The following is a 12,930-nucleotide window of genomic DNA, read 5'->3' on the forward strand; positions in this document are numbered from 1 at the left end:
CATCGATCGACGCGGCACAGTGAGTTGAGTTCGGATCCTGTGAATTCCGATCTTCCGCGGATATCCGCCTCGATCCCTCCATGTCACACCCACAGCTGACACGGAGCGTGCCGATGACGCGGACAAATGGTGACATGGCTCGAAGTGACGCGAACCTGACTAAGCGAGTTGGGTCTGCCCAGGCGGGGCTTCGATTAGTTTTCCGGTCCGGTGCACGGGACTTGTCGGCCAGCCCGACGCCGCGCCGATCAGCGCCCCACGCCGGAGGAGACACACATGACAGTCCCCGCGCCGCGGGCCCGTCGACGGCCGTCCACGCTGGGCCGGCTGCTGCCCCTGCTGCTCATCGGAGCACTGCTGGCACCGTTGGGCCTGCTCGTCACGTCGAACTGGCGGCAGGTCACCGACGATCGGGACCTCGCCGCCAGGGAACGGCTCGGCGTGCAGTACCTCACCGCTCTGGCGGCGGTCACCGACGCCCTCGTGGAGGCCCAGTCCAACGCGGTCAACGGTCGCCCCGTCGCCCGGGAGGCGTTGAACGAGGCGGTCGAGAAGGCCGCCGAGGTGGACGCCCGCATCGGCGGGGAGCTGCTCAGCCAGGAACGCTGGGCCGGCGTACGGGCCAAGCTGGAGGCGCTGCGCGGCCGGAGTGCCGCCGACCCCGAGGCCGCCTACACCGCTTACGGCGAGGTCTCCGACCTGCTGCTGGCCCTGCACCGAAAGGTTCGGGAGAGCTCCGGGTTGGTCCGCGACCCCGAGGCCGACTCCTTCTTCCTCCAGGACAGCGCCGGCCAGGAACTGCCCGAGGCGGTGGTGGCCGCCGGCCGGCTGGCCGACCTGGCCACGCTGGTCTCCCGCCGGCCGGCCGCCGAGCAACCGCGCGGCCTGCTGGAGCTGACCGGCCTGCGGGTGTCCGCCCTGGCCCCCGCCACCGATCTCGTCGACAACCTTCGCTCGGCCGTGGACGGTTCCGAGAGCACCGACCTCGGTGCCAACGTTCTGACCCCGCTGGACACCTACCAGCGCTCGGTGGAGGCGCTTTCCGCGTACTCCCTGCCGGGCAAGGAAACCGGCGTGGTCAACCCCGGCCAGTTGAGTGCCGCAGCGCTCAACTCGCACCGCTCCGCCCGCCAACTTCAGCCGGTCATCCTCACCGAACTGGACGCGGTGCTGGCCGAGCGCATCGACCGGCTCGACCGGGACCGCTGGCTGACCGCCGGGGCGGGTGTCGTCGCCGTCCTGCTGTTGGGCTGGCTGGCCGCGTTGCTGGTCGCCGCCGCTCGCCGGGCCCAGCGTCGGGCCGCCCTGGCCGCGACCCACGCGGAGAGTCCCGACACCCCACCACACCGCGACCCGTGGCAGCCGCCGGCCGACGAGCAGCGTGCGCTGCAACCGGTCGGTGCGGCCCGTGACCCGGAGACCGCACAGTGGGGGGCGTTCGATGCTGCTCGGTAGGCTCCGGATCCGCGGCAAGCTCGCGCTGCTCGTGGTGATTCCGCTGCTCAGCATGGTCGGTCTGGCCGTGCCGGTGATGCTCGACCGGGTCACCGCGGCACAGCGGGCCGGCGACACCGCCGAACGGGTCCGGCTCGCCAGCCGGGTCGGCAGCCTGGTCCAGGACCTCCAGCAGGAACGCATCCTCTCCGTCGGTTTCCTGCTCGGTCGGGTCGAACGCAGTGAGCTGGTCCTCAAGTCCGCCGACGTGGACGACCGGGTGGCCGACCTCCGGGCGGCGCGGAGCGACGCGCTGACCGACCAGGTCGACCGCGCCCTCGACGGCGTGTCCGGCCTCATCGACCTGCGCACGGCCGTCCTGGCCCGGGCCGCCAACCCGGGTCAGGTGATAGACGCGTTCGGCCCGGTCAACAAGGGGATCATCGAGTCACTGCGGCTGGTGGTCGGAGTGGACACCGACACACGGGCGGGCCGGCAGGTGCTCGCCCTCGACGGGCTGCTCCGCGCCGACGAGGGCCTGGGCGCCTGCGCCACCCTGAGCCTGCTGGTCAAGGCGATCGGCACCCCGGACACCACTGCCGGGTATGTGGCGTGCATCGCCGCGCTCATGGTCGACAACTCGCGCTACCGCAGCCTGATCACGCCCGAGCAGCTCACTGTGGCCCAGCTCAACGACGCCGCCGTGGCCGCGCGTACCAGCCCCGACTTCCTGGTCAGGAGCGCCCGGGACCCGGCGGCCGCGGTCCGCGACGTGTCGTTGGAGGCGCTCTTCCCGGCCGTCCGCACGATGATCCGGCTCGGTCAGTTCGTCGAGAAGAAGCTGGTCGCCGACGTGCTCGCCGAGGTGACGGCCGAGCAGCGGCGCGCGCTGACCGCCGCGTACCTGGTCGGTGCCGCGGCGGCGTTGATCCTGACGCTGGTGGTCCTGCTCAGCGTGGCGGTGGCGCGGACGGTGGCCCGACCGCTGACCCGACTCACCCGCTCGGCCGACCGGGTCGCCCGGGTCGCCGAGGCGGAGCTGGTCCGGGTCACCGACGACGAGGCGGAGAGACCTCAAGCGGTCCGGCTGGAGCCGGTGGACATCCGCGCCAACGACGAGATCGGCGACCTGGCGCGGGCCTTCGACCGGGTGCAGAACACCGCGGCGCAACTGGTCGAGCGGCAGGTCGCCGGCCGACGCAACGTGGCGCAGATGTTCGGCCACGTCGGACGACGTACCCAGAACCTGGTGGGTCGGCAGATCGCGCTGATCGACCGGCTGGAGCAGCAGGAGGCCGACCCGGGCCGCCTGGAGCACCTGTACCGACTCGACCACATCTCCAGCCGGTTGCGGCGCAACGCCGGCAGCCTCGTGGTGCTCTCCGGCTCGGCCGGGGCCGACGCGCACACCGCGCCGGTGCCGCTGGCCGACGTGGTCCGGTTGGCGCTCGGTGAGATCGAGGACTACACCCGGGTGGAGGTGCAGGTGCCGGCGGGCGTCTCGGCCGCGCCGGCGGTGGTCGGTGACCTGGTCCTGGCGCTGGCCGAGCTGATGGAGAACGCCACCGTCTTCTCGCCGCCGCACACCCGGGTGCTGGTGGCCGCCGAGACGTCCGGCCTCGGCGCACGGATCACCGTGGTTGACCACGGCATCGGCATGAGCGAGCAACGGCTGGCTGAGGAGAACGCCCGGCTCACCCGCCGGGAACGGCTCGACCTGGCCCCGACCGAGGTGCTCGGTCTCTTCGTGGTGGGCCGGTTGGCCCGTCGGCACGGCTGGCAGGTCGCACTGGCCGCCACCGGCGGCGGAGGGGTGACCGCACAGCTGGAGATCCCGTCGACGTCGCTGGTGCTGCGCCGCGCCGACCGCGCAGGGGTCACCGTGGCCCGCGCCGCGGTGCCGGATCGGGACCGGCGTACGACGGCGACGCCCAAGCCCGAGCAGGAAGCGTTGCCCAGTGCGGTTGCCGTCGCCGTGCCGGCCCGCTTCGACTCGGACCTGCTGAGCCGGGCCACCCGCAGCCTGGACGCCGGCCCGTCCTGGAACGCGTTCGGTCGGGGCCAGCCGGAGCAGGCCGTTCCCGAACCCCAGAGCCCCGAACCGGTGGGCAAACCGGGCGGGCCACGGGTACGGCAGCGGGTTCCCGGGGCCACGCTGCACGCCACCGCCCCGACGACCCGGCCGGTGGACGCCACCGGCGCGGACCCCGCCGCCGCCCGCGCGCTGGTGGAGGCCTTCCAAGCAGGTGTACGCCGCGCCGAGCTGCAGGTGGCGCCGCGCCTCGACGGCGCGACGGCGCGGACGGCCAGCGACCCGACGGCCAGCGCCGGGGCGGCCGTGGTGGACTTGGGCACGACCGTCGACCTGCCCAGCACCCCGGGAGGCGCCGGCCCCACGGTGCCGCGTGGTGGTGGCTCGACCGATGCCGCACCGGAGCGGCCCCGGTTGAGTCGGCGGGTGCCGGGAGCGAACCTCACCGCCACCCCGGCCTGCCAACCGCCCAGCACCCACCTCGGTGACCCGGCCGAGGTCCGCGACCTCATCAGCGAGTTCGAGGCGGGCGTCGCCCGCGCTCTCCGCGAAGTCAGCCCCGACCACCGGAACGAAGAAGGATCATCACGGTGACCAGCCCCTTCCTGCACGACAATGTCGACCAGAGTCAGCCCAGCGCCAATGGGGACCTCAGCCCGGAGGCCCGTACGTTCAACTGGCTGCTGGACTCCTTCACCTCCAGCACCGCCGGGGTCCTGGAGGCGATCGCGGTCTCCTCGGACGGTCTGCTGATGGCCATGTCAGCGATCAAGGATCGGTCCAACGCGGAGCGGTTGGCCGCCGTCGTGTCCGGGATGACCAGCCTCGCCGGTGGGGCCGCCAGTTGGTACGCCCTCGGCGGCCTGAACCGGGTGATCGTCGACATGGCCGACGGCTACCTGCTGATCAGCGCGATCAGCAGCGGTTCCGTGCTCGGGGTGGTCGCCGACCGTTCGGCGAACCTGGGCACCGTCGCGTACGAGATGACGCTCTTCGCCGGGCGGGCCGGTGGCGCCCTGACCCCGCGACTGATCGTCGAGTTGAAGAACGCCGTTCAGCAGTGACCCCCGACGTCGCCGGCGAGGATCCGGATCCGGACCCGAGCGTTCGGATCCGCCCGTACCTGCGCACGTCACCCTCGGCCGGGGTGGGCGCGGCGGCGACACCGGCGCTGCCCGAGCCGGAGCCGGACGGGGACCAGCCGGCCGGTCCCCGTCCGTTCGTGCTCACCTCCGGGCGGGTTGCGGGTGCCGACCCGGCGATCGGGCTGGAGACCCAGGTGACCGTCCGCATGGACAGCGGCTGGTGGGCCGGCCCACCCGGCGCCCTGCTGGCACCGGAACTTCAGACGATCATCGCGCTCTGCGCCGAGCCGATTTCGGTGGCCGAGATCTCGGCCCGTGCCCGACTGCACTTCGGCGTGACGCGGGTCCTGGTCGGCGACCTACGGGCCGCCGGGCACCTGGACGTGCACGTGACCGACACCGACGACGCTGTCGACCCCGATCTCATCCTGCGAGTGATTGATGGACTCCGTGCGATCTCCTGAATGGCCGGTCGCCCCGCTCGGCGGGGTCGCCGCGAACAGCGCCACCGCCCGTTACGGCATGTCCCCGGGCACCGGGCCGATAGTCGGGCGGGCGGGCCCACCACCGACCGCACCGCCTCCGTACCAGCCCTCGTCCGGTGCGGGGTCGATCCCTCCGACCGGTAAGCCGGCCGCACCGCCGATCCCGGTCAAGATCCTGGTGGCCGGTGGGTTCGGGGTGGGCAAGACCACCACCGTGGGTGCGATCTCCGAGATCGCGCCCCTGACCACCGAGGCCGAGATGACCACCGCCGGGATCGGCGTGGACGACCCGGGTGCCCGGTCCACCAAGACCACCACCACGGTGGCGATGGATTTCGGCTGCGTGACGATCGACCGCAGCCTGAAGCTCTACCTGTTCGGCACGCCGGGGCAGACCCGGTTCGGCTTCATGTGGGACGACCTGGCCCGGGGAGCGCTCGGCGCGCTGGTGGTGGTGGACAGCGCCCGGCTGGACGACTGCTTCCCGGCCATCGACTTCTTCGAGCGGGCCGGGCTGCCGTTCGTCGTCGGGGTCAACGCCTTCGACGGGCGACTGGCCCTGGAGCTCGGCGAGATCCGTTGGGCGCTGGCCATCGGTGATCATGTGCCCCTGGTGCAGTTCGATGCCCGCGACCGGCTCTCGGTGCGGGACGCACTACTGGTCGTCCTGGACCGCGCGCTGGACCGCGCTACCCGGGACAGGAGGGCCTGAGCCGACCAGCTCCGGCCGTGGCGGGAAGAGGTGATCTGGTGAGGGGCGACCTGGACGAGACGCTGGCCCGGCTGGCCCGACGTGAGGAGGCGTCGCGCCGTCGGGCCGCCGACCGTGACGACACCACCGCACCGTCGAGCCCGCCCGGCCTCGGCGGCGACACCCGCAACGCCCGTCCCGGCCGGCACGCCGGGGTGGAGGCCCCGAGCGAGGTGGCCGGATGGGGGCCGGTCGAGGAGGTGGCCGAGGCGATCCGCCAGGTCGTCGGGGCCCACCCAGGGCTGGCGGTGACCGTGCAGGTGGAGCACGCCGGGCGGACGTACCCGATGCAGGTCTCCTGGAACGGGCCCACCGTCACGGTCGGCCCGGTTCCCCCACCGACGCCGGTGGAACCCCCGCCGGCCTGGCCGCTCTCCGGGCGGACGGTGCCCGCCTGGGCACCCGGTCCGGACGGGTTGGCCCCGGACCCGGCGGCCCGGTTGGCCGAGCTGATCCGACGCGACCCGACGCTGTTGGACGAGCTGGATCCGCGGCGCTGACCGGCGGGGCTGGCTGCCGGCGGCTACGGTCGGGCAGTGGCGCAACCCGACCTGACCTTGACGGCGAGCCTGCGGCCGGCGGCACTGGACGCCCGACGGGGCATCGTGCGCCTGCACCCGGAGGCGCTGACAGCGCTGGGGCTGCGCCCCGGCGACCCGGTCCGCCTTGTCGGCCGCCGGGAGACGGCCGGCATCGCGGCGGCGGCCGGGCCGGGCGCGAGCAGCGCCCTGCTGTACGCCGACGACCTGACGTTGGGCAACCTGGGTCTGCGCGACGGCGGTCAGGTGCGGGTGAGCCCGGTGCCGTTGGTCTCGGCGAGCCGGGTCGTCCTGGCCGGGCCGGTGGGGGTCGTCGCGGCGGTCAGCCCGGAGATGCTCCGGCTCGCCCTGCTGGGCAAGGTGCTCACCGCAGGGGACGACGTGTCGCTGCTGCCGCAGGACGTGCTGCCGGACGCCTCGGTCCGCAGCCTGGTCGAGGCGGCGCGACGCAGCCTCGCCAACACCGTCGGCTTCGCCTGGACCAGCACCCTGCTCAGCGTGGTAACGGTCGAGCCGGCGGCCGGCGCGCTGGTCACCATGGGCACATCGGTCGCCTGGGAGCACGGTGCGACGACCCACGGTGGGCCCGCCCCGGTCGGTGCCGCGTCGACCCGGCCGGGTAGGAGCGCCGACGCCGTTCCGACTGAGGACGCGCCCGACGTGGACGAGCTACCCGGGCTGCGGGCCCAGGCCGAGGAGCTGACCGAGCTGCTGGACCTCGGCTTCCACCACCGGGAGGTGCTGGGCCGACTCGGCACCACCATCTCGTTGGGGGTGTTGCTCGTCGGCCCGGCGGGATCCGGGAAGTCGGCGCTGGTCCGGGCCGTGGCCGCGCGGGTCGGTGCCCGCGTCCACCCGCTCTGGGCGCCGGAGGTGGCCGCGTTGGCCAGTCCGGCCGCCGCCGACCGGTTGCGCGTCGCGACGTCGGCGGCCCGGGCCGAAGGGCCGGCGGTACTGCTGGTCACCGACGTCGAGGCGCTCGCCCCCGCGGACGATCCCGGTCCGGTGGCGACGGTGTTCCGTCAGGTCCTCGCGGAGAGCATCCGCGCCGGCGTCGCCGTGGTCTGCACCACCGGCCGGCCGGAGGCGGTCGACCCGGCACTGCGCGCCCCCGACCTGCTGTCGCTGCGGATCAGCGTCCCGCTCCCGGATCAGGCGCTGCGCCGCGAACAGCTCACCGTGCTGACCCGGCAGGTGCCGCTGGCCGACGACGTCCGGCTGGACGAGGTGGCCGCGCGTACCCCCGGGTTCGTCGCGGCGGACCTGGCCGCGCTGGTCCGGGAGGCCGGGGTACGCGCGGCGCTGCGGCAGAAGTCCGCCGAGACGCCGACGGTGTCGATGGCCGACTTCACCGCCGCCCGGGAGGTGGTCCGGCCCACCACGATGGCGGCATCCACCCTGGATCTGGCTTCGGTGACCCTGGACGACGTGGGCGGCCTCGACGAGGTCAAGCAGACGCTGACCGAGTCGGTGCTGTGGCCGCTGACCTACCCGGACACCTTCGCCCGGCTCGGCGTGCAGCCGCCGCGCGGCGTGCTGCTCTACGGGCCGCCGGGCTGCGGCAAGACCTACCTGGTCACCGCACTGGCCGGGTCGGGACGGGCCAACGTGCTGTCGGTCAAGGGGGCCGAACTGCTCTCCAAGTGGGTCGGTGAGAGCGAACGCGCGGTCCGCGAGCTGTTCCGTCGGGCCCGGGAGGCGGCCCCCACGCTGATCTTCCTGGACGAGGTGGACGCGCTGGCGCCGGTACGCGGCCAGGCCACCGACGGGGGCACCACGGACCGGGTGGTGGCCGCCCTGCTCACCGAGCTGGACGGGGTGGAGACGCTGCGCAACGTGGTGGTGGTCGGTGCGACGAACCGGCCGGACCTGGTCGACCCGGCGCTGCTGCGGCCGGGCCGATTGGAGCGGCTGGTCTACGTGCCGCCGCCGGACGGGCCCGCCCGCGCGGAGATCCTGCGGGCCGCGTCCCGGCAGGTGCCGCTGGCACCGGACGTCGACCTGCCGGCTCTCGGCGACGAGCTGACCGGCTTCTCCGCCGCGGACTGCGCGGCGCTGATCCGCGAGGCGGCGTTGGCCGCGATGCGTGAGTCGCTCGCCGCCGCCACGGTCACCGCTGAGCACGTGTCGACCGCACGGGCCCGGGTACGACCGTCGCTGGACCCGGCCCAGGTCGCCAGCCTGGCCGCGTACGCCGCCGGCCGGGAGTGATCAGACCAGCACAACCTTTCGTCGCGCCCAGGACGTTCCTAAGGCGTCACATTCCTCAGTGGAGTTATCCACTGCGACGTCAGGTGGTGTTCCTTGCGCAAGCTGCTCTCTCTTCTCATCGTCCCCCTCGTTGCGGCGGCGACCCTGGTCTCGGTTGGTGCACCGGCGGCGGCTCATCCGGCGAAGCCGTTCCCCGCCCGGATCGCGCTGCCGAACGGGTTCACTCCGGAAGGACTGACGATCGGTCGTGGCACCACCGTCTTCGTGGGGTCCATTCTTGACGGTGCCGTGTGGCGGGGTGACTTACGCACCGGGCGCGGCTCGGTGCTGATCCCCGGCACACCCGGCACCGACAAGGCGGGCCTCAAGCTCGACCCGCAGGGCCGGCTCTGGACCGCCGACTTTTCCGGCGGGGGCGCGAGCGTGTACGACGCGGACACCGGCACCAGGCTGGCCCACTACCAGTTCACCGATGTGCCGGGCAGCTACGTCAACGACCTCGTGATCACCCAGCGAGCGGTCTACTTCACCGACTCCGCACGGCAGGTGCTGTACGTGGTGCCCCTGGGCCCGGGTGGTCGCCTTCCGGCCCCCACCGCCTTCCGGGTGCTGCAGCTCAGCGGTCCGGCGGCCACTCCGGACGTCTACCACAACGGGATCGTGGCACTGCCGGACGGCGATCTGCTGGTCGCGCAGATGCTGACCGGTCAGCTCGTACGCGTCGACCCGCGTACCGGCGGCAGCCGCCTCGTCGACCTCGGGGGCTACTCGGTGGAACGGGCCGACGGACTGGTGCTGCGCGGACGCACCCTCTACGTGATCCGGAACCTGACCAACGTCATCGCGGTGGTCCGGCTGAACGCCGGGTACACCGCCGGAGTGGTGCAGCGGGAGATCACCGGCCCGCAGCTGCGTTCGCCGGCCACCGGCGACCTGCTCGGCTCGGCGTTGTACGTGGTCAACGGCCGGTTCGACGTGGAGTCGACGCCGAGCACCGACTACGACATCGTTCGGCTGCCGGCCTGACCCAGGCGGTCGGCGGCGACCCCTGTGGTCGCCGCCGGCCCCGACGGGCAGCTCAGAGAGCGGGCGGCGTCGAATCGAGGCAGATTTCGGCGCGCACCTTGCCGCCGTCCTCGCGCAGTTTCGCGCCACACTTCTGCAATACGGCGACCGCGCCGATGTTGTCCGGGGTCGTCTCGGCGACCACGGCCCGCATGCCCGCCCGAGCGGCGGCGTTCAGCAGCTCCCGTAAGGCAGCCGCGCCGATTCCCTGCCCGCGGGCGGACCGGCCGAGCCACATGCCGGTCTCCACCGTGCGCGGCTCGTCACAGCGCGTCATCCGGACCATGCCCATCACCTCGCCACCGACGAGGATGGCGTACATCTGCGAACCGGTCGGGCCGTCCAGCCCGCCGAAGCTTGCCCGGTGGAATTCGCGGAACGCCTCGCGACGGGCGAGCGACCAGCCGGCGGGGGCCTCGACCGGGGGCATCACATCACCCGGCTCCGCCTCCGCAGCCGCTACGGAGAGCAACGGCTCCAGGTTCCGTTCGTCCACCGGCTCCAGCCGGACCGCACCCGCCACGTGCCGCAGTCTGCCGCCCTCATCGGCCGAAGTCCACCCCATTGGCCATCCACTGGCGGTCCGGACAGCGGTACCGGCCGGTCGGGCGGCCCGGGTGTTCCACATCACGCTCTGTTGTCACCTGACCGGGTGTCACTGCACCAAAACGCCTACCCGAACTCGCAGAACACCACCGAAGCGTCGTCGGTGGACTTGTGTCGGCGCAGCCGATCGGGGTGGTCGCGCTCGGCGTCCCGCACCCGGTCGATCAACGCGCCCGGACCGTCGACGCTCAGCAGGTCCAGCAGACCGGCCCAGTCGGTGAGCGCGAACTGCTCCACCGCGCTGGACGCGCCGTCACTGAGCAGCGCCGCCCGCCGTAGCGCCCCCGGACCGCGCCGGGGCACGGTCCCGGTGACCGCGTGGAAGGCCGCGTCCGGGTCGGAGGCCGCCACCCAGTAGCCGTGGGTGCGGTTCATCCGCTCCCGCTGGACGCTCACCGCGTGCCGGAACCGGGTGACCGGGTCCGCCGCACCGCCCGGCACGACGGCCACGGTCTCCCGCAGCTCCGCCATCGCCGCGTCCAGCCGGTTGTCGGTGACCACGCTGACCTGCCCGCCGACGTCGAGGACCAGCGGACTGTCGCAGAGCACCAGGTAGTCCACCTGGTCGCCGCAGTCCCGCAGGAGGCAGACCGTGCTGGACGGGGTGCCCGGATGGTCGAGGTCGCACTGCCCGCCGTGGTCGGCGCGTACGGCGAGGATGGCCGCGGCCAGGTTGCTGGTCAGCCGTGCAGCCGGGCGTACCGCCTCGGCGACGCCGATCCGGGCGGCCAGGTGCCGGACGTACCACTCGGGCCCGTGCACGCAGCCGGTGTCGAAGCCGTCCGGCACCGTCGCGCCGTCCAGGACACCGACCAGCGGGCCGAACCGGAAGACCAGGTCCTCGTTGACCGGCCGACCCGGGGCCGACGCGGACGCGGAGCGTACCCGCATCAGCGACACCGGCCCCGGCGCACCGATCCGATCAGCGCTGTCGAAGGTCGTCGACGGCCGCATGCGTCTCCCCCTGCACCTGACCGGCGGCCGAACGGCCCTGGTCGCGTACCGCGGACACGCCCTGTTGGGCGCTGGACCGGACCGACTGCGCAGCCTGCTGCGCAGGCTCCCGCAGGTTGTCCTGCATCTGGTGGCCGACCCGGCTCGCCTGCTCGCGCAGCTCACCGGAGTGCTCACTCACCATGCTTCGCGCGCGCCCGGCGAGCTGCCGTTCACGCCCGCTCGGCGGGATCAGTGAGGCGGCCAGCAGACCGACTCCGAAGGCGACCAGGCCGGCGGCCATCGGGTTGCCCTGAGCCTGCTCGCGGGAGTGCTGCCCGAGTGAACGGGTTTCGTCGCGTACCGAACCGGCCGCGTGCGACATCCGTTGGCCAGCCTCCTGGCCAAGGTGATTCGAGCTGCCCATCATCTTCTCCTTCGCTCGGGTGAACGCCCCGCGGGCCTGCCCGACGCGGTCACCGGCGATCCGACGCGGGTTGACCCTGTCGGTCAGCGCGTCGACGTCACTGCTCAACTCGTTGCGGGTGGTCTCGATCTCCCGCCGGATCCGATCCGGATCAGTGGACATGACCTGTTCCCTCCCGACTCGTTCACCGACCCCGCAGGGCGTCCGGTAGCTCCCGGGCAGTCTGCTTCGTCCGGGGCAGAACCGCACGAGCCCGCTTCAGCTGGGTCCGGGCGTTGATGAAGAGACCACCGGCCACGGCGGCCCAGAGGACCGCGACGATCAGCGCCGCCCATCCCTGGTCCATCGTGTTGGAAAGCCCCCACCAGACGGCGTACGACACGAAGAGCACCGCCAGGAACCCGGCCAGCCCCGCGGCGCCGAACATCCCGCCGGCCTTGCCCGCCTGGCTGGCTTCCTCGCGCAGCTCGGCCTTGGCCAGTTCGACCTCCTTGCGCACCAGAGTGGACATGTCCCGGGTCACGTCGCCGATCAGCTCGCCGACCGAGGCCTGGGTCCGCTCCTTCTCCGGGGCGCTCACGGTGCCACCCCGCCGGGCAGGTCCCGCGCCTGTGCGCCGGAGGGCGAGACGTTCTGCGCCCGCGCCGTACCCACGTACGGCTGCTGACCGGCGTCCGCCGGTGCACCCTGCGCGGATGACGGGGCACCGGACGCGCTTGCGGACCGACCGTTGCCCGAGGCCGGCGCGGTCAGGCCACGGGTGAGCCGTCCGACCAGCAGCCCGGCCACCGCCGCGCCCGCGAGGAACGTCGTCGGGTGCTGCCGCGCGTACGTGCGGACCTCGTCGAGCACCTCGCCGGGTTCGCGCTCGTCGAGCCAACCGGCGGCATGCTGGGCGGCGTCGGCCGCCTTGCGTACCACCTGACCGGCCAACCCGGAATCGCCGTCCCGTTCGGCCATCGAACTGAGGTTCTGACCCAGGTCGCGCAGGCCCGCTGCGGCCCGCCGCTGCTGCGTCTGCGCCTGGTCCCGAAGTTGCCCAGTGGCCTCACCGGTCAACTGCTGGGCCTGTCGCCGCGCCTCTGCGGCCACCTGCCCGCCCTGTTCAGCTGCGGTGTGGGCGACCTGACCTCCGGCCTGCGCGGCCTGCTGGCCGACGCGCGAGGCCTCCTGGCGGGCCTGCTGACCTCTGCCGCTCTGGTTCGTTGCCGTCATACCCCGCTCCCTTCCTGGGCCCGAGGTCGCGTGCGACCCCGGAACGCCTCCCGCGTACCCGCCGGGCCAGCCCCCATGCGACCGCGGCGGGCCCGCCCGGCCGGCCGACCACCTCCGCGACCTTGCATTTTCTGCCCCGACAAAGAC

13 protein-coding genes are annotated in these 12,930 nt (G+C 73.1%); 8 read left to right on the forward strand and 5 right to left on the reverse strand.

Going from position 1 to position 12,930, the window contains the following annotated elements; translation table 11 throughout:
- Positions 1-276 precede the first annotated feature (276 nt).
- From DLJ58_RS26775 to DLJ58_RS26810, 8 genes are all read left to right on the forward strand, one after another.
- On the forward strand, positions 277-1,455 hold the full coding sequence (locus DLJ58_RS26775; RefSeq protein ID WP_124860396.1) for a hypothetical protein: 1,179 nt from the start codon (positions 277-279) through the stop codon (positions 1,453-1,455).
- Positions 1,442-4,060: a sensor histidine kinase gene (locus tag DLJ58_RS26780; protein WP_124860398.1), complete on the forward strand. Its 2,619-nt coding sequence runs from the start codon at positions 1,442-1,444 to the stop codon at positions 4,058-4,060. Before DLJ58_RS26775 ends, DLJ58_RS26780 begins: the two co-directional genes overlap by 14 nt.
- Positions 4,057-4,530, forward strand: a complete 474-nt coding sequence (locus DLJ58_RS26785; protein ID WP_091402960.1) for a roadblock/LC7 domain-containing protein — start codon at positions 4,057-4,059, stop codon at positions 4,528-4,530. The genes DLJ58_RS26780 and DLJ58_RS26785 overlap by 4 nt, the downstream gene beginning before the upstream one ends.
- Entirely contained in the window at positions 4,527-5,015 is a 489-nt protein-coding gene (locus DLJ58_RS26790; RefSeq protein WP_124860400.1) for a DUF742 domain-containing protein, read from the forward strand. The genes DLJ58_RS26785 and DLJ58_RS26790 overlap by 4 nt, the downstream gene beginning before the upstream one ends.
- A complete protein-coding gene (locus DLJ58_RS26795; protein WP_208741346.1) occupies positions 4,993-5,748 on the forward strand; it encodes a GTP-binding protein in 756 nt (251 codons plus the stop codon). The genes DLJ58_RS26790 and DLJ58_RS26795 overlap by 23 nt, the downstream gene beginning before the upstream one ends.
- A 38-nt stretch (positions 5,749-5,786) precedes the next feature.
- A complete protein-coding gene (locus DLJ58_RS26800; protein WP_124860402.1) occupies positions 5,787-6,287 on the forward strand; it encodes a hypothetical protein in 501 nt (166 codons plus the stop codon).
- A gap of 36 nt (positions 6,288-6,323) precedes the next feature.
- Entirely contained in the window at positions 6,324-8,537 is a 2,214-nt protein-coding gene (locus DLJ58_RS26805; RefSeq protein ID WP_124860404.1) for an AAA family ATPase, read from the forward strand.
- 93 nt (positions 8,538-8,630) lie between these two features.
- Positions 8,631-9,563 carry an SMP-30/gluconolactonase/LRE family protein gene (locus DLJ58_RS26810; protein ID WP_124860406.1) on the forward strand — a complete coding sequence of 311 codons (933 nt, stop codon included), beginning with the start codon at positions 8,631-8,633 and terminating at the stop codon, positions 9,561-9,563.
- A 52-nt stretch (positions 9,564-9,615) separates the two neighbouring features.
- Here DLJ58_RS26810 and DLJ58_RS26815 read toward each other — a convergent pair whose 3' ends face one another.
- The 5 genes from DLJ58_RS26815 to DLJ58_RS26835 form a co-directional block, all read right to left on the reverse strand.
- On the reverse strand, positions 9,616-10,125 hold the full coding sequence (locus DLJ58_RS26815) for a GNAT family N-acetyltransferase (RefSeq protein WP_112674173.1): 510 nt from the start codon (positions 10,123-10,125) through the stop codon (positions 9,616-9,618).
- Between the two features lie 149 nt (positions 10,126-10,274).
- The gene (locus tag DLJ58_RS26820; protein ID WP_124860408.1) at positions 10,275-11,162 is read right to left on the reverse strand and encodes a hypothetical protein; all 888 of its coding nucleotides are present in this window, start codon (positions 11,160-11,162) and stop codon (positions 10,275-10,277) included.
- Positions 11,131-11,730 (reverse strand): DUF3618 domain-containing protein, encoded by a 600-nt coding sequence (locus DLJ58_RS26825; protein WP_124860410.1) that lies wholly within the window; start codon positions 11,728-11,730, stop codon positions 11,131-11,133. Before DLJ58_RS26825 ends, DLJ58_RS26820 begins: the two co-directional genes overlap by 32 nt.
- Before the next feature lie 22 nt (positions 11,731-11,752).
- On the reverse strand, positions 11,753-12,148 hold the full coding sequence (locus DLJ58_RS26830) for a phage holin family protein (RefSeq protein WP_124860412.1): 396 nt from the start codon (positions 12,146-12,148) through the stop codon (positions 11,753-11,755).
- Complete coding sequence (locus tag DLJ58_RS26835) at positions 12,145-12,783, reverse strand: hypothetical protein (RefSeq protein WP_124860414.1); 639 nt, start codon at positions 12,781-12,783, stop codon at positions 12,145-12,147. Before DLJ58_RS26835 ends, DLJ58_RS26830 begins: the two co-directional genes overlap by 4 nt.
- Between the last annotated feature and the right edge of the window lie 147 nt (positions 12,784-12,930).

It is taken from the genome of Micromonospora arida (assembly GCF_003857035.1).
GTDB lineage: Bacteria > Actinomycetota > Actinomycetes > Mycobacteriales > Micromonosporaceae > Micromonospora > Micromonospora arida.

Excerpts from the sequence above, each read along its gene's own strand:
- DLJ58_RS26825 (WP_124860410.1), bottom strand. The coding sequence starts at position 11,730 with ATGTCCACTGATCCGGATCGGATCCGGCGGGAGATCGAGACCACCCGC.
- DLJ58_RS26795 (WP_208741346.1), top strand. The coding sequence starts at position 4,993 with ATGGACTCCGTGCGATCTCCTGAATGGCCGGTCGCCCCGCTCGGCGGG.
- DLJ58_RS26775 (WP_124860396.1), top strand. The coding sequence starts at position 277 with ATGACAGTCCCCGCGCCGCGGGCCCGTCGACGGCCGTCCACGCTGGGC.
- DLJ58_RS26780 (WP_124860398.1), top strand. The coding sequence starts at position 1,442 with ATGCTGCTCGGTAGGCTCCGGATCCGCGGCAAGCTCGCGCTGCTCGTG.
- DLJ58_RS26820 (WP_124860408.1), bottom strand. The coding sequence starts at position 11,162 with ATGCGGCCGTCGACGACCTTCGACAGCGCTGATCGGATCGGTGCGCCG.
- DLJ58_RS26835 (WP_124860414.1), bottom strand. The coding sequence starts at position 12,783 with ATGACGGCAACGAACCAGAGCGGCAGAGGTCAGCAGGCCCGCCAGGAG.